This window comes from Steroidobacter sp. (assembly GCF_016790065.1).
Taxonomy (GTDB): Bacteria; Pseudomonadota; Gammaproteobacteria; order Steroidobacterales; family Steroidobacteraceae; genus Steroidobacter.
The window spans coordinates 1-20,652 of sequence record NZ_JAEUPY010000648.1 but is presented as its reverse complement, the minus strand read 5'-3'; the positions used below and the strand labels follow the sequence as shown (position 1 = coordinate 20,652).

The following is a 20,652-nucleotide window of genomic DNA, read 5'->3' as shown; positions in this document are numbered from 1 at the left end:
CGAGAAAGCCGTTGACGTTCAACGACAAGGTCAACGCGTCTATCGGCCGCCATTCCAGAATCATGCGTGCCTGAGTGAAATCTTTGGCACCGAGCGTGTCGCCGGGCCGGGTCGTGCTCTTTTGCCAACCGTCGCTCTGCGAATGTTTGACGGCGACTCGAGCACGGAACGTGTCGCTCAACGGGCCGCTGATGAAGCCGCCCACGTCGTAGCTGCCGAAGTTGCCGGCACCTACATCGACGCCAGCATCGAATGCGTCGGTGGGCTTGGCCGCGATGTAGTTGATGGCGCCGCCGGTGGCGTTCTGGCCGAACAACGTGCCCTGCGGACCTTTCAATACTTCGACTCGTTCCAGATCGAACACCGCACCCAGCGTCATCGCCGGAAATGCCAGCGGCACTTCGTCGACGTACACGCCGACAGTGGGTTTGGACGCGAGACTGGTATCGAAGAAGCCGATACCACGAATGAAGTAGATGGGCGTGCCGTAGCTGCTATCGGCATAGGTGAAGCCCGGCACGCTCTTGGCGAGCTGCGACATGTCCGAGATACCCAGCGCCTGCAGCTGGTCTCCGGAAATGGCCGTGACCGACATGGGCACCGAGTTGATGTCTTCGGAACGCTTCTGCGCCGTGACCACCACCTCTTCCAGGCCGGACGCAGCGTTCTGTGCCACCGATTGGTGCGCTAGCAGCTGCAACGCCGCCAAAGCGGCCATGTGAGTAGTTCTGATCCCCCGAATCATCGTGCCTCCACTGGAGCGGTAGCTTATATATCGTGAGGCAGGGCGGGCCGTGAGGTAGGCGCCGGACTTTGAGACCACGCTTGCCGTGATTTGGAGTATGTACGCGGCGACTCGGGGCGACATCGGCAGAAACGACGAGTTTGCTGGGCGCGACCAGCGATTCCGACGACGTCGTCCGGCTCGGCTCAGCTCAACAGGCCGTGCCGACGCGCTACTGCAATCGCTTGTACCCGGCTGCGGACGCCGAGCTTGGCGTGAATGTTTCTGAGATGAGTCCGAACGGTTGCTTCGGAAAGAAATAGCGAGTCGGCCACCGCTTGGTTGGACAGCCCATCGGCCACCAAGGTCAGCACTTCGAGCTCCTTGCGGGTCAGTGCCTCCGGCAAGGGGCGCTCTGCCGTCGACGGTGCCGGTCCGGAAGCCGGGCCGATAGCGGTGGACAACCGCTCGAAGAATTCCCGCGGCACGTCATGATCGCGGTTGGCTGCGGCCGGATGCAAACTGCCCCACTCCCGAATCAAGCCGGCCACCACCACGCCTTCGTCGATGAAGGTGCGAATGAAGCCTTCCTTGCCGGCCAGCGCCAGCGCCACACCGATGGCATGGATGGCCGCGCGATGTTGGCCGACGCCATGCAAGGCCTCGGCATTCATGATTCGCAGCTTGAGCATGCGACGCACACGCTGGTCACGCTCAGCCGTAGCCAACTGTGCGGCAACCAGAGGCAATGCCTCGGATGACTTGCCGGCGCGAATCATCCAACGCAGCTTGCCGATCTCGTAGGTATCGACGTCGTTGGCGACCATCGAAGAGCGCGCCACCCGCTCCCACAACACGCTGTCGGCAGCGGCATCGATTTCGGTCCAGGCCGCGTTGATGGCACCACGCGCCAGTGCCAGTCGCGCTCGCTCCAATTTCACGCTGGCCAACACTCGCGGCAATTCGAGCCGATAGCCCAGATGCTCCAGTTCGCTGATCAATTGGAACGCTTGATCGAAATCGCCGCGACCGCCGGCGATTCGCGACAGCAGCACGTGACCGCTGATCAGTTGATCGGGCAAGCCGCCATCCTTGATCAACGGCACATACATGCTCAGCAAGCGTTCGGCCTGATCGATTTCATTGGCCTCGTACAACGCCTCTGCCAGCAGCACGCCGGCCAGCGCATTAGGTCGATCGTACTGCGCCGGCTTCATCGCCGCTCGCAAGCGCGAGGTCGCCTGCTTCAACTCGCCGCGGAGCAGATCGATTCCGCCTTCCAACGAATCCGCCAACGCCACGCTGAAGGTGACACCGAATGGCACCTGAGAACGGCGCACCTCGTCGAGATATTCTTTCGCCTCGGAGAGCCGCCCCGCAACCATGCAGTCAGTAGCCAACGAGTTCGCAAGCATGCCGCGAGCAAATCCCGACGGCTGCGCCATGCGACTCAAGTTCGCGCGACCCAACACATAGGCCTCTTGCGCACGATCCATCAATGACAACAACACCGGCGGCAGCGCCAGCAAATACGCGGTTGATTCTTCATCCAGCCCGGGCGGTTCGCCGATGGCTTGAATGAGCTTCATGGCCTCGCGCGGGCCCTTGGTGAAATTCGCAGCCCACGCATGCACGATGCGTAGCTTTGGATAGGCCAGCAGCGCGTCAGGCGGCACCTTGCCGAGCCAGCGAACCAACAAACGCATGCGAGCATCGGTCAGCAACTGCACGCAGTTCTGTTCGAGCAGCGGCAGCGCATAGCTCATATCTCCCGAAGCCAGCGCATGCTCGATGGCCGGGACCTGACGGTTCTCGCTTTGGTACCACTGCGACGCCGCTCGATGCAGTCCCGGCACATCCTCCGCATGTTCACTATGCAACCGGGTCCGCAAGAACTGAGCGAACAGGCTGTGATAGCGATACGTGGTGCCTTCCCGATCAAGCGGCACTAGAAACAAATGCGAGCGTTCGAGACGATCCAGCAACGAGCGACTGCCACCACCAGGCCACACCGCATCGCATAGCGCGGCGTTGAAATCGCCAAGGATGCTCGTACGCAATAGGAAGTCACGAATATCCGCCGGCTGCCGGGCCAGCACATCCTCAGTGAGATACTCGGCAATGGCATTGTCGGAGCCTGAGAAATTATCGATGAGCTCGGCCGGGCTGCTGTGATGAGCCAGCGCCAGCGATGCCAGCCACAGCGCCGCCGCCCAACCTTCGGTCCGCTGTAATAAGCGCGTCACTTCGTGCGCCGACAATCTGAGATTACGACGCGCCAGCAGAAAGTCGTTGGCTTCCAGCTCAGTGAATCGCAGCTGGCTAGGCTCGATATCCAGCAACGCGCCTTGCGCACGCAAGCGACCCAAAGCCAACGCTGGAATGGTGCGCGAACCGATGACTAACTGCGCACCGACCGGCAGGTGATCCACGATCTGTCGCACCAGGCTGAGCACGGTGGCACTGTGCACCAGCTCGAACTCATCGAGAAACAATACGAAAGGTTGCGGCTGCGCCGAGATACGCTCGATCAAGTCGACGGCCAGCTCGTTGGGCTGCGACGCGTTCGCGGCAGCCGTCGCGTCGACGCGATCGACCAAAACACTCTGTAACGCGACTGTCAGTCCCGCCAACAACCGACCGACGTCGTTGTCGGCGGCATCCAAAGTCAACCAAGCGGTCGCCAGCCCACTGCTGTCGCAGCGTTGCCGAACCTGGCGCATCAGTGTGGTTTTGCCGAAGCCAGCGGCGGCTCGAATCAACACCAGTCGCGCGCCACCGGCGGAAAAGATTTGATCGCACAGCTGCTCTCGCGCGATCTCGAACGGCGACGCGAGCGGCGGATTGAGTTTGGCAGCTATGACCGAACGCGGCGGCGGCGCGGAGACAGGCGCCGGAGCGGCGTTCTCCGACTTTGCATCGTTCATCGCAGCCAAGTCTAGCTGCGCCGGCGGGCGCTGCTCAATGCCTGTCGCAAGTCGTCCGACAGCAGCATTGACGCATTCCAAGTGGCCACATGCTCGAGCCCTTCGGCAACATCATGGTCACGTGAATAAAGCAGGTTGTGTTTGATCCCCCGTACCGTCACCGCTGACTTGGAAGCGATGACATTGGCGAGCTCACGGACCTTGTCATAAAGCACCTCCCGCGACTCGTGAACAGCGCCGACCAAGCCGATCTGCCGCGCCTTGTCGGCCTGGAACGTTTCGGCGGTGTAGGCCAGCTCAGTCAGCGTCGGCAGGCCGATCACATGACGTAAACGCTGCAAAGTGCCCACATCGGGCACGATGGCGTAGTCGATCTCCTTGATGCTGAACTTGGCATCGGCGCTGCTGTAACGCAGATCGCAAGCAGCGATCAAATCGACACCGGCACCGACACAAGCGCCATGAATGGCGGCGATCAGCGGCACTCGCAAGCGTTCGATGGCGGTGAAGCCATCCTGCAGATGCAGGATTTCGCGTCGCAGGTTTTCGCGGGCGGTGGCCGCACATTCTCCGGCCGACCCCACTTCCGCCAGGGTGGCCAGCAGTTCGATATCCGCACCGGCGCAGAAATTCCGGCCCTCGCCGGCCAACACCGCGACTTTCACCTGCGGCTGCTGCTCGACCCATTGCAGCAGTTGCGGGAATTCGCGCCAGAACTCTGCGTTCAAGGCGTTGGCGCGCTCCGGGCGATTCAGCCAAATCCAGGCCACCGAGGCGTCGATCTGGACCTTCAGTGTTTGTAGTTGCATGGTCCTTCCCCCGACCGGATGCCGAGGGCACACCTTAATGGTTTTCGCCGCGCTCGGCATCGTCGGATCGGCCGATGAATCCGCGGGGCGGCCGGATTAGGCTGTTCGCCACTCCCGGCCACGTTCCCGTCCATGGCATCCAACCTTCGTTTCGATCAGCAAGTCATCGTCGTCGCCGGTGGCGGCAACGGCCTGGGACGACAGTACTGCCTCGATCTGGCACGTAGCGGCGCACGCGTCGTCGTAGGTGGCCGGGGGACAAGCGCCAATGATGTCGCGGCGGAACTTCGAGCCCTCGGCGCCGAAGCTGTCAGCTGCGTTGCCGATGTGCGCGATGGCAGCGCTTTGATTGCTCGCGCTGTGGATGCTTTCGGTCGCATCGATGGTCTCATCGTCAACGCCGGCGTGGTGCGCGACCGGTCGTTCGCGAAAATGTCCGAGGACGAGTGGCAGGAAGTCTTGTCCATCCATGTGAACGGCGCGTTTGCTTGTGTCAAAGCCGCTTGGCCGCACATGTTGGCGCAAGGTGGCGGCCGCATCGTGCTGACGACTTCCGGCGCCGGGCTGCATGGCAACTTCGGCCAGGCCAACTATGCCGCAGCCAAAGGTGCCGTGATCGGCTTCATGCAAACGCTCGCCATCGAAGGCGCGGCCAAAAACGTTCTATGTAACGCGATCGCGCCGATGGCATTGACCGGCATGACCGAAGGCGTGTTCGACGAGGAAATGAAGGCAGCCTTGGACACGGCCCTGGTCTCCCCTTTCGTGTTGGCACTCGTGCACTCGTCTTCACGTGAGAACGGTGCGGTCATCGAAGCAGGCGGCGGCTGGGCATCACGCCTGCGTTGGCAACGCTCTGGCGGCTTGCGCTTGCCTAAGACAGAGCTGACCGCCGGAGCAGTGTTGGCGCGATGGAATGAAGTCGTGTCTTTCGAAACTGCCGTGGACTATCCGAAGTCCACGGCCGATTCTCTCAACGCTGCGCTCGGCAAGCGCTCATGAGGTAGCAGCGGTCGCGAGTGACAGGCGCTCGCGACATTCCGCGACCATGCGCTCGATGAGTTCACCGCAACTGGGAACATCGTCGATCAGTCCCACCACCTGTCCCGCCCAGATCAACCCGGCCTTCATGTCGCCGCTCTCCAGCGCCACTCGACCTTTCTGGCCCGAGACCAGCGGTTGAATGTCTTTGAACTCGCAGCCACCGGGACGACGCTCGGTCGCCACCACTTCATCCGACACCGACGTTTTGAAAACCCGGCCTGTGTTGTGCAGCGTGCGGAAGATTAGATTGGTATCGCGCTCCGTCGCAGCCACCAAGGCGTGCTTGATGTCGTCGTGAATCGGTGCCTCGCGTGTCACACAGAAGCGCGTGCCCATGTTGATGCCTTCAGCACCGAGCGCAAACGCCGCCGCCATGGTGCGGCCGTCGCCGATGCCACCCGAAGCGATCAACGGAATCTTGACCTTCTTGGCCGCCACCGCGAACAACACCAAACCGCCGACATCGTCTTCGCCAGGATGCCCAGCGCATTCGAACCCGTCGATGGAGATTGCGTCCACGCCATTGCGCTCGGCGGACAGCGCATGACGCACGGTCGTGCACTTGTGAATGATCTTCGCGCCCTTGGCCTTGGCTTTGGCAATGAACTCTTTCGGATTGTTGCCAGCCGTCTCCAAGATGCGCACACCGTTGTCCAACGCCGCATCCAAGTACTGCTCATACGGCGGCGGCTTGGCCGCAGGCAGAATCGTCAGATTCACACCGAACGGTTTATCAGTCATCGAGCGACACCGCACGATCTCTGCCGCCAGCGCTTCGGGCGTCGGCTGGGTCAGCGCCGTGAGCACGCCCAATCCGCCCGCGTTGGACACAGCCGCTGCGAGTTCAGCGCGCCCCACCCACATCATGCCGCCTTGAATGATGGGATAACGAATGCCGAGCAATTCAGTCACACGCGTCTTCACAAGTTCTCCGTCGCATGGAATCGATGATTGAGTTCAGCCCGACGCTTCAAGCCCGCGGTGGGACGAAAGCGTTCGCCATGGGCCGCCGCGAGCCGCTCGCAATTCGCTACGAACACCGGCAAGCCGATGGTGTCGATGAACGACACGCTACCGCCCGTCCAAGATGGAAAGCCGATGCCCAGCACCGAGCCGAGATCGGCGTCCTGCGGATGTTCGACCACGCCCTGCTCCAGACAACGAGCACTTTCCAGCGCCTGGCTGTAAAGCAGGCGGTCCTTCACTTCTTGCACGTCCGGCTGCACGGCCAGCGGCGGGAAATGGGTTTGCAGCTCGGTCCAAAGATGTTTCTTGCCGTCGGTCGGGTACTCATAGTAGCCCCCGCCTCCGCGCCGGCCGCTGCGGCCGAAGTTATCGACCATTCGACGTAGCACTTCGAGCACGCGATCCAGATGCGCGGTTCGTGGCATCCCATCGGCCAGGTTCTGTTCGATGATCCGAATCTGCAAGGCCAACGACACTTCATCGCCCACTGCCAGCGGCCCGACTGGGAAGCCAGCCTGGCGTGCGGCATTCTCGATCAACGCCGGTGCCACACCTTCACGCAACATCAGCACTGCCTCGTGAATGAAGGTGCTGAACACCCGGCTGGTGAAGAACCCCGGACTGTCGTTGACGACAATGGGCGTCTTGCGAACTTGCGCGACGAAATCCAGTGCACGAGCCAGCGACATCTTGCTGGTGTGCTTGCCAAGAATCACTTCGACCAGCGGCATCTTGTCCGCCGGCGAGAAGAAATGCAGCCCGATGAAATCCTTCGGCCTCGGGAAAGCTTCCGCCAACCCAGTGATGGGCAGCGTCGAGGTGTTGGTCGCAAACAGAGCGCTCGCCGGCAATACGGCCGCAGCCTTGCGCGTGACCTCCGCTTTCACGGCTCGATCTTCGAACACCGCTTCGATGATCAGATCGCAATCCGCCAGATTCGCGTAGTCGACGGTCGGATGAATCCGCGCCAGCAAGGCTTGTGACTTGTCCGGTGTCAGCGAGCCTCGCGTCACCAACTTTTCCGCTAGCTGGACCGAGTACTCCTTGCCGCGTTGAGCCTGCTCGATCGATGCATCCAGCAGTACCACTTCGATGCCCGCGGCCGCCGACAACTGAGCAATGCCAGCGCCCATCATGCCCGCGCCAAGAATTCCGACTTTGCGAACGGTGCTCTTCTCGATCTCGCTGGGCCGTCGTGTCAGCTTGCCGGCCGCTCCCTTGGCAATGAACAGCGTGCGCATCATGTTGCGCGCCACTGGATCGGCGAACAGCTTGCCGAAGTACTTCGACTCGATACGCAGCCCGACATCAATCGTGACCTGCGTGCCTTCATACACGCTGGAGAGGATGGCCAACGGCGCGGGATAGTTACGTTGTGTGCTCTGTGCGATACGTGCCGTGCCTGCGACAAAACTACGAAAGGCAGTCGGCGAGCACGGACCCGCGCCACCAGGAATTTGATAACCTTTCACATCCCAAGGTTGAACAGCACTCGGCGTGCCGAGCAGCCATGCCCTTGCCTTCGCGACCACTTCGCTTGCAGGCACGACGGCATGCACCAGTCCCATCTTCAACGCATCGGCCGCTTTGACTTGCTGCCCGGTGAGCAACATCGGCAGTGCCTTTTCGATACCTACGACGCGCGATAGGCGCTGTGTGCCACCAGCACCCGGCAGCAAACCAATCGTGACTTCCGGCAAGCCTACCATCGCATCGTCGGCCAGCACGCGATAGTGACAGGCCAACGCCGTTTCCAAGCCGCCGCCCAAGGTCAAGCCATTCATGGCGCAGGCGAACGGCTTTCCGCAGGTTTCCAAGCGCCGCATCATCCGGCTCAGATGCTGGCTGATCGCCATGCCTTGCAGCTCAGTCATGCCGGTGTCGAACGAGGACACCATGGTCTTGATGTCGGCACCGGCGGTAAAAACTCCCGGCTTGGCAGAAGTCAGGATCACGCCTTTGATGCGTGCGTCATCGGTCGCTTGACCAATCGCGGCGCTCAACTCTTCGAACACTTCGGGAGCCAGCACGTTCATCGGCTGTCCCGGCACGTCGATCTCGACCAGCAGGATGCCGTCGGCGTCCACCGTGAGCTTGCAGTTTTCCATGCTTCTCCCCTTTAGACGCGTTCGATGATGGTGGCCGTGGCTTGGCCAGCCGCCGCGCACAGCGTGATGAGCGCGGTGTTGAGATTGCGACGTTCCAATTCATCCAGCACCGTGCCCACCAACATTGCACCGGTCGCACCCAACGGATGTCCCAGCGCAATCGAGCCGCCGTTGACGTTGACGATGTCGGCCGACAACTCAAGCTCGCGTCGATAACGCAGCACCACCGAAGCGAAGGCTTCGTTGATCTCGAACAAATCGATATCTCGCACCGACATGCCGGCTCGCTGCAAGGCGCGTCGCGAGCACGCCGCCGGCCCGGTCAACATAATGGCCGGCTCGCTGCCGATAGAGGCACACGCACGAATGCGGGCTCGCGGTTTGAGTCCCGCTGCCCGGCCGAACTCACGACTGCCGATTAGCACACTCGCTGCGCCGTCGACGATGCCGCTGGAGTTGCCGCCGGTGTGAATGTGACGAATGCGCTCGACCTGCGGATATCTCTGCAGCGCCACGGCATCGAAACCGATGTCTTCACCTAGTTGCGTGAAAGCAGGCTTGAGCGTCGCCAGCGATTCCAAGCTCGTGCCAGGTCGCAAATGCTCATCTCGGTCGCAGAGCACCTGCCCGATCAGATCTCGCACTGGGACGATGGAGCGATCGAAGTAACCATTCGCCCAAGCGTGCGTCGCGCGCCGCTGACTCTCGACTGCCAACGCGTCGATGTCAGTTCGGCTATGACCGTCGAGGGTGGCGATCAAGTCAGCGCCGATGCCCTGCGGAGTGAAATAACTCTTCCAGGCGACCTGCGGATCGTTCGACCATGCGCCACCGTCCGAGCTCATGGCGACGCGAGACATGGATTCGACACCGCCTGCGATCAGCGCATCGGCATGGCCAGCAGCAATCTTGGCCGCAGCGAGATTCACCGCGTCGAGCCCCGACGCGCAGAAGCGATTCAGCTGCACGCCCGGCACTTCTTGCGCGTAACCCGCGTTGATGGCGGCGACTCTCGCGATGTCTGCGCCCTGCTCTCCGACCGGAGAGACGCAGCCCAGAATCACATCTTCGATCAGCGCCGTATCGAGCCTGTTGCGACCTCGGAGAGCTTCGAGCGTCTGGGTCGCGAGTTGAATCGGCGTGATCTCGTGCAGCCCGCCGTCCGGACGTCCTTTACCTCGCGGCGTGCGAACGTGATCGTAGATGTAGGCCTCGTGCATGGTGACTCCCGCGCCAGATTGCCAATCAGCGGCCGTAGAACTTTGCGTTGGTCGCAGCCATCGCCCGTAACGACGGTGGCACCGTGTAGTTGCCGCTCAATCCCGAATAGCTGTCGCACAGATCGACGACGCGGCGAGTCCCAATCCAGTCGGCGTACTTGAGCGCGCCACCGAGGTATTGCGGGAACCCCAGCCCCATCAGCAGCGCCATGTCGAGTTCGGCCGCTGTGCCCGCCACTTGCTCCTCCAAACACCACGCCGCCTCGGCAATCATCGGCAACATCATGCGATCGATGATCTGCAGATCCGTGAAGTTGCGCGTGCCACGCGGCTGCACCTTGGCGAGCAGCGTGTGGCTATCTTCCGCCACGGCCTTGCTGACTCTGCCCTTGGCGTCGCTCTCATATTTGTAGAAGCCAATGCCGGTCTTCTGGCCGAAGCGCCGCTCGCCTGCCAGTAGATGCAAAGCATCGCGCTCGTCTCGACGCAGCCGCTGCGGGAAGCCAGCGCAGATGATCTCGAAAACGTGCGAGCCCGTGTCCATGCCGATCACGTCGTTCAGATGCGCCGGGCCCATGGGCCAGCCGAAGGTTTCCATCACCCGATCCACGTGCACGAAATCCGCGCCGTCGCGAACCAGCTGCAGGAACGCCAGCATGTAAGGCGTCAGGATGCGGTTGACCAGAAAGCCCGGTCCGTCCTGAACCACGATGGGCGTCTTGCCCATGGCGACCGCATAGCCGACGACCGTCGAGACCGCAGCCTGCGACGTCTTGGCGCCGCGAATGACTTCGACCAACGGCATGGACGGCACCGGATTGAAGAAATGCATGCCGACGAATTGCTCCGGCCGCTGCAACGGCTGGCTGAGATCGTCGATGCGCAGGCTCGACGTGTTCGATGCGATCACAGTGTCCGGGCGAGTCAGCGACTCCACTTCCCGTAGCACCTTGTGCTTGACCTGCAGATTCTCCACCACCGCCTCGATCACCACATCGACGTTGTCGAAGCCAGCGTAGTCGAGCTGCGTAGTGATTGATGCGAGAACCGCGTCCGCCCGCTCTTGTTTCATACGACCGCCAGTCACCTGGCGCGCCAACAGATTACGAGACTCAGTCATGCCGAGGTCGAGTTGGGCAGGCTGGATGTCCTTGAGCACCACCGGGGTGCCTCGAACCGCACTGGTGTACGCGATACCGCCGCCCATGATTCCTGCGCCAAGCACGGCTGCTCGTTGCACGCGACGCGCACTCTCGGCGTGCTGCCGGAATTTCTTCTTGAGCAGCTGATCGTTGAGGAAGATCTGTACCAGCGAGCTGGCCGCTTGCGTCTTGCCCAAGCGAGCGAAGGCTGCCGCCTCCCGCTCTTGCGCATCGGTACGCTCTCGCCAACCGCTGTCGCTGATGAGCGAGACCGCGGTATACGCAGCGGGCTGATGTTTTGCGACGAGCTTGGAAGCTCGCTCCGTGGCTGCTGCGAACACTGCATCGACAGCGCTGGTTCGCACCGGCATCGACACGAACTTCTTGGCACGCAGTGCTTGCCAATCAACCGTACCATCCACAGCGTTTTGCAGAACCGAAATCGCGGCTTCGCGCAGCCCTTCAGCCGACGCCACTTCATCAACGACACCGGCAGCTTTGGCAGCGGCTGCGTTGAAATGTGAGCCGCTGACAATCCATTCAAGCGCGGTCTGTGGTCCAGCAACGCGTGGCAATCGCACAGTGCCGCCGAGACCAGGCAATAAGCCAAGCTTCACTTCTGGCAGGCCCACTTGCGCGGCGTCGGCGATAACTCGAAGGTCAGTAGCCAACGCGAGTTCGAGGCCGCCGCCCAGCGCGAAGCCATTGATCGCAGCGACCGTGGGCACCGGCAAGTCTTCAACCGCGGTGATGGCTCGCGTCATCGCGAGATTCGCGGCGGCAAGCTCCGGTTCGGGCAATTCGAAGAGCGCACTGAACTCGGTGATGTCGGCGCCGACGATGAAAACGCTCTTGGCGCTGGTGATCAACACACCTTTCACGCCATCGGCTGCACGAATCGCAGCGGCGGCCTGCTCCAGCTCCGTCAGCGTGCGACGATCGAGCTTATTGATGGAGTCGCCGCGCCGGTCGAAGCACAGTTCCACGAGCCCGCGCTCGATGGGCCGAACCTGGACTGACTCGCCTGAGAACATTGCACTACCCGATCTGGAGCACGACGATGCGCGTCGCTAGGAAAGCTTGCGTGATCATCGCGGGCGCCGCGTCGTCGTATTGGACGATTTGCGTTCTAGACGAACGGCGGCTCGCTGCGCCAATCGAAGAAGTCCGGCAGATTCTGAGTGACGCGGTCCGGATAGCTCGCCGCCCGCTTCTCCAGAAACGACGCGATCCCTTCGCGCGCATCCGCCGATTTGCCGCGATGGTAAAGCGCCCGGCTTTCGAACTCGTGCGCCTTCATTGGATGATCCACCGCGACCATTCGCCAGAACATCTGACGTGTTACTGCCACCGAGACCGCCGAGGTGTTCTCGACGATCTCCGTTGCCAATGCTCTGGCCGCCGGCAAAAGCTCATCCGGTGCGTGCAACGATCTTACCAATCCAGATCGATGCGCCTCTTCAGCTCCAAAGATGCGGCCGGTCATGCACCACTCCAACGCGGTCGACATGCCGACCAGTCGCGGCAGAAACCAACTGGACGCACCTTCCGGCACAATGCCTCGACGAGTGAACACGAAACCGAACTTCGCGCTGGTGGACGCCAGACGAATATCCATCGCCAACTGCATCGTGATTCCGACACCCACCGCGGCCCCGTTGACCGCGGAGATGATGGGTTTCAGGCTCCGATAAGCCCGCAATGTGAATTGCCCTGCGAGATCCCGAGCCACACCGCCGTCACCGGCCTCGTAGTCGAAGGTCTTGCTACCCGTCGACAAGTCCGCGCCGGCGCAGAAAGCCCGACCGGCACCAGTCACGATGACGGCTTTCACCGCATCGTCCGTATCGCTCAGATCCAGCGCGGCGCATAGCTCCTCCAGCATGGTCTGATCGAACGCGTTCAACTGCTCAGGGCGATTCAAGGTGATCGTGGCGATACCGGCGGCCACGTCATAGCGAATGGTCTTGAAACTGCTCATGTCTGTCTCAGAGCGTGCGGCCGATGATTTCTTTCATGATCTCGCTGGTGCCGCCGTAGATGCGCGACACGCGAGCATCGCGCCACAGCCTGGCGATGGGATACTCGTTGATATAGCCGGCGCCGCCGTGCAATTGCAGAGCGGCGTCGCAGATCTCCCATTGCACTTCGGAATGAAACAGCTTAGCCGCAGCAGCTTCGTCGGCAGTCAATTTGCCGTCGACATGGCGGCGCAAGCACCAGTCGAGGTGCGCCCACGACGCCTGCAGCTTCGCACTCATCGCGGCTAGCTCGAAGCGCGTGTTCTGGAAGTCCAGCACCGGTCGGCCGAATGCCGTGCGCTCACGAGTAAAGCGCACAGCCTCATCGAACGCACGCTGTGCACTGCCCTGGCACATGATGGAGATGCTCAAGCGCTCACGCGGCAACTGCGACATCAAGTATCGAAAACCCTGGTTCTCCTCGCCGAGCAGGTTCGTGCAAGGCACACGCACGTCGTGAAAGAACAGCTCCGAAGTATCCGACGAATGCAGCCCGATCTTGTCGAGCTGGCGGCCGCGAGCAAAGCCGGCACGATCCGCTTCAACCAAGACTAGCGACACACCTTTCGCGCCCGCCTCCGGATCGGTCTTCACCACCACGATGATCAGATCCGCGTTCTGTCCGTTGGTGATGTAGGTCTTGGTGCCATTGATCACGTACTCATCGCCGTCGCGACGCGCCGTGGTTCGAATGCTCTTGAGATCCGAGCCCGCGCCCGGTTCGGTCATCGCAATTGCCGTGATGACTTCACCCGACACCATGCCAGGCAGCCAACGCTGCTTCTGCGCCTCGCTGCCATAGTGCAGGAGATAATCGACGTTGACGTCCGAGTGCAGATTGTTGGCGGTGACGCAGCCCGAGTAGGCAAACTCTTCGCCGATGATGGCGTTGTACAGAAAGTCCAGGCCGGTGCCGCCATACTCCTGCGGCACACCGGGGCACAGCAAACCCATGTCGCCACAGCTTCGCCAGAAGGCGCGATCTACCTTTCTTTCTCGCTCCCAACGTTCGATGTTCGGCGTCAACTCCTGCGCCAGAAAGCGCCGGACACTGTCGCGAAAGATGGTGTGATGCTCATCGAACAGAGCCCGTGCCGACGTATCGATCATCGAAACTACTTCTCCGTCACGCGCTCGACGGCTCGGCTCTTGCCTTCCTTCAAGCGACGATAACCATCAGCCACGCGCGCACGGAACAGGCCACGCTGTAGCAAGTCCGCCGTCAGCTGCAGTTCGAACGCCAGCCCGCCGATGTGATCCATGTTCTGTGTTCGCAACGCGATGCGCTTCAAAGCCACGGCCATTTCGGTGCCGTTCTCGGCGATGTGCTTCGCCACTGTCAGCGCTCGCTCACGCACCTGACCGACCGGCACCACTTCGTCCACCAGACCGATGCGATAAGCTTCCTGAGCATCGATGGGATCGCCAGTGAACAGCATGCGACGCGCGCGCATCGGGCCGCACTTGCGCTGCATGCCGCCGTAGAAGCCGTTCATCGCGTACTTCACTTGAGTGGAGCCGAACTTCGCGTTCTCGGAGGCGATGGTCACATCGCACATGTTCGCGAGATCCATACCGTAGCCGGGCGCAACGCCGGCAACTGCGGCCACCGTCGGCTTGCCGTAGTCGTAGATGGCGGTCATGAACTTCAGCGCCAGATCGTTGAAGCGTCGCAGCTCGTCGCCGCTGGTAGTGTTGAGCACGTCCAACGCCCAGCCGGCGCAAAACACTTCCTCGTTACCCACCAACATGACACAGGCCACGGCATCGTCTTCCAGCCATTGCGCCAACGCCGCCAGGATCTCGTTGTGCAGCTCCCAGCCCAACGCATTGCGCTTTTCGAAATGGGCCAGCTGAAGGATGCCGACGCCGTCCTCGACGGAGGTCTTGAGGTATTGAAAACTCACTTGCGGATTCCCTGGAGGCCCCTGCGATGGTCGATGTCAGGCAATCTAGCGGTGGCGCTCGGGCGCCGGATCAGCGCTTCCGACGATATTGCCGGCGCGCGGCCCGCCCTATGATCCGGCCATGAACGCCAACACCCCGTTTCTGGAAGACTTCTGCTCCCGCTGGCTGGATGCCTGGAACTCGCACGACACTGCTCACGTGCTGTCGCTGCTGCATCCGGACATCCAGTGGGACGACCAAACCTTCTGGCCGCGCGTGCTGCATGGACACGACGAAGTAAGGCGCTACATCGACAAGATTTTTAGCGTCATGCACGACGTCCGCTTCGAGGAGATGCAACGCTTCTTTGCCCCGGACAAGCTGCGCGCGCTGGTGCTGTTCCGGCAGTTCGGGAGCGGCCCGAAGCAACTCGATCCCAATGCCAAGTTCGACACTCACGGCTGCGACATCTTTCTGGAGTTTCGCGACGGCAAGTTGTCGAGCTACCTCGCGTCCTACGACATCGTCCAGATGATGCAGCAGCTGGGTTCGCTGCCACCGCGCGGCGACAAGGTCGGCGGCGCTTACTTGCTGTCCTTGATGAAACAGCCGGCCGCCAAGTAGCGCGGAGCCACGCTCGTGCAGGTCCGAGATCCTCAGCGCCGCGAGCTTGGCTGGTATCCCTTCGCTTGCCCGGTGCCGACTCGCGAAAGCGACATCGATCATCAAGGCATCGTCAACAACGTTGCCTTGCTGGGCTACTACTCGGAAGCCCGCGGCGCTTGGCGCCGCACCTGGCTCGAACCAGGCGCGCCCCTCTACGATGTCAGCACGACATTGAACGTTCGCGAACTCGAAACCATCTATCTGCACCGCGCCGTGCATGGCTCGCCCATCGTTATCGGCCTACGGATTCTGACGGCCTCGCCCAGCGAATGCTTGCTAGCCGCGGCTGCTTTTCAAGACGACCATTGCGTCAGCGTTCAGAACTGCTTCCTCGCATATCAGCGCGACCACCAGTGGGCGGACTTGCCGACCGCGATCCTCGAACGTCTGCGAAGCCAGAAATCGTGATGAACGACGCGACCGACTCGGCCTGGTATCTCGATTTGGATCGACACGCCCTGCGAGAAGAATTCCGCACGCGCTACGGTGATTTGGATTGGCGCGTGCAAACTCATGAGGTCGCGATTGGCCGATTGATGGAGGCCACCCGCTACTATCCGTTGCGGCAAGTGCTGGGAACCGATGCCGCGGACGCGTATGAAAGTGTGCTAGGTCGTGTGCGAATTCGCCTGCTGCGCCCTGGGGCCTTCGAAGGAACCGTGGTCGGTGCCACCAGCATCGTCGACATCGGCACGCGCTCGTTCACGTGGTGCACGTGTCTGTTCAATGACGGTGTGTGCTTCGCTGTGTCCGAAGCCACTCAGATCGCCATCGACACTGATGGTAAATCGCGAGCTCTGTCGCTCGCCGCGAGAACACTGTTGGGCCGCTGGCTACGACCAGCGAGCCCAACCTCTGATTGATTGACGTTGCTTAGCGCTTGCGCCCGATCCGGCTGTAGGCGGCATTGATCCGCGACACGACTTCCGGATGCCAGATCACTTCGCGATAAGCCAGCGTCTCGTAGGTCAACGCGCTGATTGGATCCATCGCCGGCGCACGCAACGCCATCTCCTTATTGTTCATCGCGGACTCGGTGCTCGTCTCCGCGATAGATTCGGCTAGACGTGTGGCCGCACTCACTACCGTACCGGTCTCAACCAGGCGATCGAGTAGACCGATGCGCGCCGCTTCTTGAGCATCGACTTTGTCGCCGGAGAACGTGAGCAACTTCGCCTGGCTCAGACCGACGATGCGCCACAACGGCGAGAAGTACGGCGTCAGACCCATCTTGATCTGGGGATAGCCCATGATCACGTTGTTCGCGCCGATGCGAATGTCACAGAACACCGCGATGTCGCAGCCACCGCCCAACGCTGGACCGCCGACAGCAGCGATAGTGGGCTTGGCGTAGTCCAATAGCGTTCCGTAAGCCCGCAGACAAGCCTTCGAGTAAGCCGCACGACTGTCTTTATCATTGAATACGGACTGCAGCTGCAGATCGAGCCCGGCGCAGAAGACATCTTCGCCGCCGGTAATGACCACACACGCCACCGATGCATCTTCACGCCACGCATCGAGGCAGTCGCTCAAGTCGGCGAATACTTCCAAGCTCAACGCATTGCGTCGATCCAGCCGATTGAAAGTGATGCGCCCGACGCCGTTCTCGACACTGGTCAGAATCTCAGAAAACTTTCGCATGTTGAATTGCTCGCTCAGACGTTCACAGCTGCTATCAATCGCCAAGATCGACGATGTCCGGATGGCTCGATGGCTCACTCCGGTACAGGCGCTCGACGTCCGCCGCGCGGCGCGTTCGCACTGATCGTTGATTGGCATTGCCCTTATCAGTCACTTCATTGGCGTGTGCCGCCAGCGGCTCGACCATGATCAAAGCGCGTTGGATACGACGAGCCGACCCAGATGCCTTTTGGTTGTGCTCGGACAACGCCCGCCGCAGCGCCTGCTTCACTCGCGAATCACGCGCTAAATCGTTGCCAGTGAGCGCCGTGTCGGTAATGCCCAGCGAGGCTCGCACCGCTGATTCGTTCAACCACAGCAGCGCACCCAACCACCGTTCGTTCAAGCCGCAAATCACCGCCTCGCGGATCAAAGGATCGCAAGCCGAGACCACTCCGACGCGCACGCTCGCCACCGACACCCAAGTGCCGGTCGATAACTTGAAGTCTTCGGCGATCCGACCGTCGAACACCAGGCCTTGCTCAGGCACTTGCGGATCGAGCCAGCGCACGGCATCGCCAGTCCGGAAGAAGCCTTCTTCGTCGAACAGTTGCTCGTGAGGAATCGACGCGCCGACGTAACCGCTCTTCGCCATGAGCGTCGGCCCACGCACGCGAAACTCCAGCTTGCCGTCGAGCGACGCGAGTTTTATTTCGACACCAGGCACCGGCAGGCCGATCACATCGGTGGGTCCCGAACCCCAGTACTGCATGGCGCCGAACATGAATTCAGTCGCGCCATAGAACGAGTAGATGGGAATCGACTCGCCGCGCACTTCCATCGCCAGCTTTTGCAGCCGGGACGCGACCTGCTCCGGCAACACCGCGCCACCGAAACCCATGTAGCGCAGATTCTTGAAGAACTTCGCACACAATCCAGCGTCGGCTTCCATGGCGTCACACAGCATGGCGTAGCCAATCGGCACGGTCAGAAAGAAGTGCGGCGAGATCTCTCGCAGGTTCTGTAACGTGTGCTGGAACAGCTGCGGCGTCGGCTTGCCGTCGTCCAGATGAATCGTGCCGCCCGCGGCCAGCACGTTATTGAAATTGAAGTTGCCCGCCATGATGTGGCTGAACGGCATGGCTTCCAGGTGTTGCGGCCCCTCGCCGCCGAAATCGAGCAGGCCCATGGCCTCGGCCTGCGCCACCGTCACTGCCAAGCATCCCTGAGTCTGCGGCACAGCCTTGGGACTGCCGGTCGATCCCGAGGTAAACATCAAGCGAGCCACATTTTCGTGAGTGATCGCAGCCATCGCCTTAGCGACCGCAGGCGTCGCAACAGTTGCCAGCAGCTCATCGAGCGGAGTTGCCTGCACACTGGACGGCGACGCCCCGGCGGCAATGAAGCGCAACGTTGGGATGGCAGCCGACAGCGCACTGAACGCTTTATCGAAGGCCTGCCCATCGCTCGCGAATGCGTAGCGTGCGCTGACCTGAGCCACACAATGAGTCAGTCGGGAATGATCGGTGGCCAGCAAGGCGTAAGCGACACTCAACGGCGCCACCGCCATGCCGGCCGTCTGCGCGCCCAGCATGATCAACGCGTGTTCGATGGAATTGCCGGAAATGATCGCGACCACGTCGCCGTGGCGAGCGCCGTCAGCGACGAACCACTGAGCGATGGCACGCACGCTCTGTAGCGCCTGCCGGTAGCTCACCTGTCGCCATTCGCCATCCAGCGTCACGCGCTGTCGCATGAAAATGCGTTCGGGGTGCGCTTCGGCCGTGGCCTCAAACCGATGCGGCAGCGAGCGCGCCACCGGCGGCAGCGGCAACGGGGATGTGGCGATCAGCGAACCGTCCGGCCGCTGATCCAGACTGACGCAAGGACGTGGGGTGTGCTTCGATGGCATTGCATGGGTCGATATGCGAGCTCATGCAAGCATAGACCCTGCCGGCGCCCAGGGAATCGTCGGATTCGCCGATTCCCCTCCGTTTGGCCTGCTACGCCAGCCCCTCCCAAAGCCGCCGCAACTGCCCCCTCGGATCCAGTTCCACACGCGCCGTGTCGCCGAAGATCATGGTGGCGCGGCGGCCGGACTCGAACGGCGCCCATTCCAGCCCGTCCTTGGAGCGAGGGCTGCCGGTCCTGGCGAAGTTCACCCAGGCCGACGCCAAGCGTGCGCACATCTCGTGGGCCATGGCCGATCCCGAGCCGATGACTGGATCGCGTGCGTTGTTGAACGACGCAGCCACGTCTATGCAATGCACGGCGCCGAACTTGCCGTCGTAAGCCGGCGATGGCCAAGTCCACAGATAGTTGTACACCGGCGCTTGGGCACGCTGCGAACGCTGTTCGATCTGTCGTAACACCGGCCGTCGATAGCTGCGATCCGAGGCGATCTGTGCCTGGATCAAGAACGGCGACTTGCCGGCCGCGTGATCGAGATACGCCTGCAGAATCTGGCTGCCCTGCTCCGGGAAGTTCTGCATCACTCGTTGCCGCAGCCCCTCCGAGTCGAGATCGAAGTTGCGCTCGAACATGGCGGCATCCTCGAGCGTCGAGCCGACGATCAGCGGTACATTCGCCGATACCACCGGCGCGTCGGCATCGAATGCGTGATGCGGCAGATCGCGGCCACCCAGCACTGGCGCGAAGTCCGTCAGTTCCAATTGCGATTGCGCATCTAACAACGCTTGCCACGGCAGCTGCTGCAAGCGACGGACGCTATTCTTGCTGAGCCCCAGATGTTTCAGCAGCGCCTGAGCTTTAGCGGCCGCCTCTTCGCGATCATCCAGCCCGAGGCCACCGCCACTTTGAATGGCTGCTCGATGAAACAAACCCGAAGCGCGCGGCATGGCCATCAACGCGGCAACTTTCCCACCGCCACCGGACTGACCGAATATCATCACGCGACTGGGATCGCCACCAAAGGCCGCGATGTTGTCGCGTACCCATTCCAACGCAAGCGCCATGTCCAGCGCACCAGCGACACCGGACGACGCGAACTCACTCGGCGCCCCGACCTCCGCCAATCCGAGATAACCCAGCAAGCCGAGACGGTGATTGACGGTAACGACCACCACGTCGCCGAAAGTCGCCAGATTCTTGCCATCGTAGATCGGCGCGTTGCCGGAGCCGCGGTCAAAGTTGCCGCCATGGAATGACACGAGCACCGCTCGCTTGGCGCCGTCGTTCACACCGGGGGTGCTGATGTTGAGCGTGAGACAGTCCTCGCTCATGCCGCCGACGTGGCGGTCCCAAAAAATCAGCTGAAAATATTCGGTGCGGAAATCCCAGCCCGGCAACGACCCTTGCGGACTGATCGGCCCGTGGCCGAAGCACTCACGCACGCCCGTCCATGACGCCGGCTTTCGTGGCGGCATGAATCGATTGCTGCCAGCGGTCGATGCGCCGTAAGGAATGCCTCGGAACTCGACGACCGGACCATCGACGATGCCTTGCACCTTGCCGCTCGCGGTCTCGACGGTACGAAACATCGAGTTCGACGCGCTCCG

General features: G+C 61.7%; 17 protein-coding genes. 4 read left to right on the top strand and 13 right to left on the bottom strand.

Annotated features, from left to right (window positions below; genetic code table 11):
* The 3 genes from JNL55_RS26875 to JNL55_RS26865 all read right to left on the bottom strand — a co-directional run.
* Positions 1-718 (bottom strand): TonB-dependent receptor (locus JNL55_RS26875; RefSeq protein WP_293861802.1); only part of this gene is annotated, 718 nt, incomplete at its 3' end.
* A gap of 212 nt (positions 719-930) precedes the next feature.
* Complete coding sequence (locus tag JNL55_RS26870) at positions 931-3,651, bottom strand: LuxR C-terminal-related transcriptional regulator (protein WP_293861799.1); 2,721 nt, start codon at positions 3,649-3,651, stop codon at positions 931-933.
* An 11-nt stretch (positions 3,652-3,662) separates the two neighbouring features.
* Entirely contained in the window at positions 3,663-4,460 is a 798-nt protein-coding gene (locus JNL55_RS26865) for a crotonase/enoyl-CoA hydratase family protein (RefSeq protein WP_293861796.1), read from the bottom strand.
* Positions 4,461-4,592: 132 nt separating this feature from the next.
* Between JNL55_RS26865 and JNL55_RS26860 the strand changes: the two genes are divergently transcribed.
* On the top strand, positions 4,593-5,462 hold the full coding sequence (locus JNL55_RS26860) for an SDR family NAD(P)-dependent oxidoreductase (protein WP_293861793.1): 870 nt from the start codon (positions 4,593-4,595) through the stop codon (positions 5,460-5,462).
* Here JNL55_RS26860 and JNL55_RS26855 read toward each other — a convergent pair.
* The 7 genes from JNL55_RS26855 to JNL55_RS26825 form a co-directional block, all read right to left on the bottom strand.
* Positions 5,457-6,428, bottom strand: coding sequence for an NAD(P)H-dependent flavin oxidoreductase (locus JNL55_RS26855; protein WP_293861790.1), 972 nt, complete (start codon positions 6,426-6,428; stop codon positions 5,457-5,459). The two genes, JNL55_RS26860 and JNL55_RS26855, sit on opposite strands and share 6 nt — an antisense overlap.
* Entirely contained in the window at positions 6,425-8,578 is a 2,154-nt protein-coding gene (locus tag JNL55_RS26850; protein ID WP_293861787.1) for a 3-hydroxyacyl-CoA dehydrogenase NAD-binding domain-containing protein, read from the bottom strand. The genes JNL55_RS26855 and JNL55_RS26850 overlap by 4 nt, the downstream gene beginning before the upstream one ends.
* 11 nt (positions 8,579-8,589) lie before the next feature.
* A complete protein-coding gene (locus tag JNL55_RS26845) occupies positions 8,590-9,798 on the bottom strand; it encodes an acetyl-CoA C-acetyltransferase (protein WP_293861784.1) in 1,209 nt (402 codons plus the stop codon).
* 25 nt (positions 9,799-9,823) lie between these two features.
* Positions 9,824-11,974 (bottom strand): fatty acid oxidation complex subunit alpha FadB, encoded by a 2,151-nt coding sequence (fadB, locus tag JNL55_RS26840; RefSeq protein ID WP_293861781.1) that lies wholly within the window; start codon positions 11,972-11,974, stop codon positions 9,824-9,826.
* A gap of 95 nt (positions 11,975-12,069) precedes the next feature.
* A complete protein-coding gene (locus JNL55_RS26835; protein WP_293861778.1) occupies positions 12,070-12,921 on the bottom strand; it encodes a crotonase/enoyl-CoA hydratase family protein in 852 nt (283 codons plus the stop codon).
* 7 nt (positions 12,922-12,928) lie between these two features.
* Positions 12,929-14,071, bottom strand: coding sequence for an acyl-CoA dehydrogenase family protein (locus JNL55_RS26830; RefSeq protein ID WP_293861775.1), 1,143 nt, complete (start codon positions 14,069-14,071; stop codon positions 12,929-12,931).
* A 5-nt stretch (positions 14,072-14,076) separates the two neighbouring features.
* On the bottom strand, positions 14,077-14,868 hold the full coding sequence (locus tag JNL55_RS26825) for an enoyl-CoA hydratase/isomerase family protein (RefSeq protein ID WP_293861773.1): 792 nt from the start codon (positions 14,866-14,868) through the stop codon (positions 14,077-14,079).
* 121 nt (positions 14,869-14,989) lie between these two features.
* Between JNL55_RS26825 and JNL55_RS26820 the strand changes: the two genes are divergently transcribed.
* Genes JNL55_RS26820 through JNL55_RS26810 form a run of 3 tightly spaced genes read left to right on the top strand, consistent with a single transcriptional unit; the run spans position 14,990 to position 16,377 of the window.
* Positions 14,990-15,472, top strand: coding sequence for a nuclear transport factor 2 family protein (locus JNL55_RS26820; protein WP_293861770.1), 483 nt, complete (start codon positions 14,990-14,992; stop codon positions 15,470-15,472).
* Positions 15,473-15,487: 15 nt separating this feature from the next.
* The gene (locus tag JNL55_RS26815) at positions 15,488-15,922 is read left to right on the top strand and encodes a thioesterase family protein (RefSeq protein ID WP_293861767.1); all 435 of its coding nucleotides are present in this window, start codon (positions 15,488-15,490) and stop codon (positions 15,920-15,922) included.
* Entirely contained in the window at positions 15,922-16,377 is a 456-nt protein-coding gene (locus JNL55_RS26810; protein ID WP_293861764.1) for a hypothetical protein, read from the top strand. Before JNL55_RS26815 ends, JNL55_RS26810 begins: the two co-directional genes overlap by 1 nt.
* A 10-nt stretch (positions 16,378-16,387) precedes the next feature.
* Here the strand turns inward: JNL55_RS26810 and JNL55_RS26805 are convergent, their stop codons facing one another.
* The 3 genes from JNL55_RS26805 to JNL55_RS26795 all read right to left on the bottom strand — a co-directional run.
* Positions 16,388-17,155, bottom strand: coding sequence for an enoyl-CoA hydratase/isomerase family protein (locus JNL55_RS26805; RefSeq protein ID WP_293861761.1), 768 nt, complete (start codon positions 17,153-17,155; stop codon positions 16,388-16,390).
* A 34-nt stretch (positions 17,156-17,189) separates the two neighbouring features.
* Positions 17,190-19,046, bottom strand: a complete 1,857-nt coding sequence (locus JNL55_RS26800) for an AMP-binding protein (protein ID WP_293861758.1) — start codon at positions 19,044-19,046, stop codon at positions 17,190-17,192.
* A 91-nt stretch (positions 19,047-19,137) separates the two neighbouring features.
* The coding region (locus tag JNL55_RS26795; protein ID WP_293861755.1) for a carboxylesterase/lipase family protein at positions 19,138-20,652 on the bottom strand (1,515 nt) is incomplete at its 5' end.

Excerpts from the sequence above, each read along its gene's own strand:
- JNL55_RS26810 (WP_293861764.1), top strand. The coding sequence starts at position 15,922 with ATGAACGACGCGACCGACTCGGCCTGGTATCTCGATTTGGATCGACAC.
- JNL55_RS26820 (WP_293861770.1), top strand. The coding sequence starts at position 14,990 with ATGAACGCCAACACCCCGTTTCTGGAAGACTTCTGCTCCCGCTGGCTG.
- JNL55_RS26845 (WP_293861784.1), bottom strand. The coding sequence starts at position 9,798 with ATGCACGAGGCCTACATCTACGATCACGTTCGCACGCCGCGAGGTAAA.
- JNL55_RS26860 (WP_293861793.1), top strand. The coding sequence starts at position 4,593 with ATGGCATCCAACCTTCGTTTCGATCAGCAAGTCATCGTCGTCGCCGGT.
- JNL55_RS26870 (WP_293861799.1), bottom strand. The coding sequence starts at position 3,651 with ATGAACGATGCAAAGTCGGAGAACGCCGCTCCGGCGCCTGTCTCCGCG.
- JNL55_RS26850 (WP_293861787.1), bottom strand. The coding sequence starts at position 8,578 with ATGGAAAACTGCAAGCTCACGGTGGACGCCGACGGCATCCTGCTGGTC.
- JNL55_RS26805 (WP_293861761.1), bottom strand. The coding sequence starts at position 17,155 with ATGCGAAAGTTTTCTGAGATTCTGACCAGTGTCGAGAACGGCGTCGGG.
- JNL55_RS26835 (WP_293861778.1), bottom strand. The coding sequence starts at position 12,921 with ATGAGCAGTTTCAAGACCATTCGCTATGACGTGGCCGCCGGTATCGCC.
- JNL55_RS26865 (WP_293861796.1), bottom strand. The coding sequence starts at position 4,460 with ATGCAACTACAAACACTGAAGGTCCAGATCGACGCCTCGGTGGCCTGG.
- fadB (WP_293861781.1), bottom strand. The coding sequence starts at position 11,974 with ATGTTCTCAGGCGAGTCAGTCCAGGTTCGGCCCATCGAGCGCGGGCTC.
- JNL55_RS26830 (WP_293861775.1), bottom strand. The coding sequence starts at position 14,071 with ATGATCGATACGTCGGCACGGGCTCTGTTCGATGAGCATCACACCATC.
- JNL55_RS26800 (WP_293861758.1), bottom strand. The coding sequence starts at position 19,046 with ATGCCATCGAAGCACACCCCACGTCCTTGCGTCAGTCTGGATCAGCGG.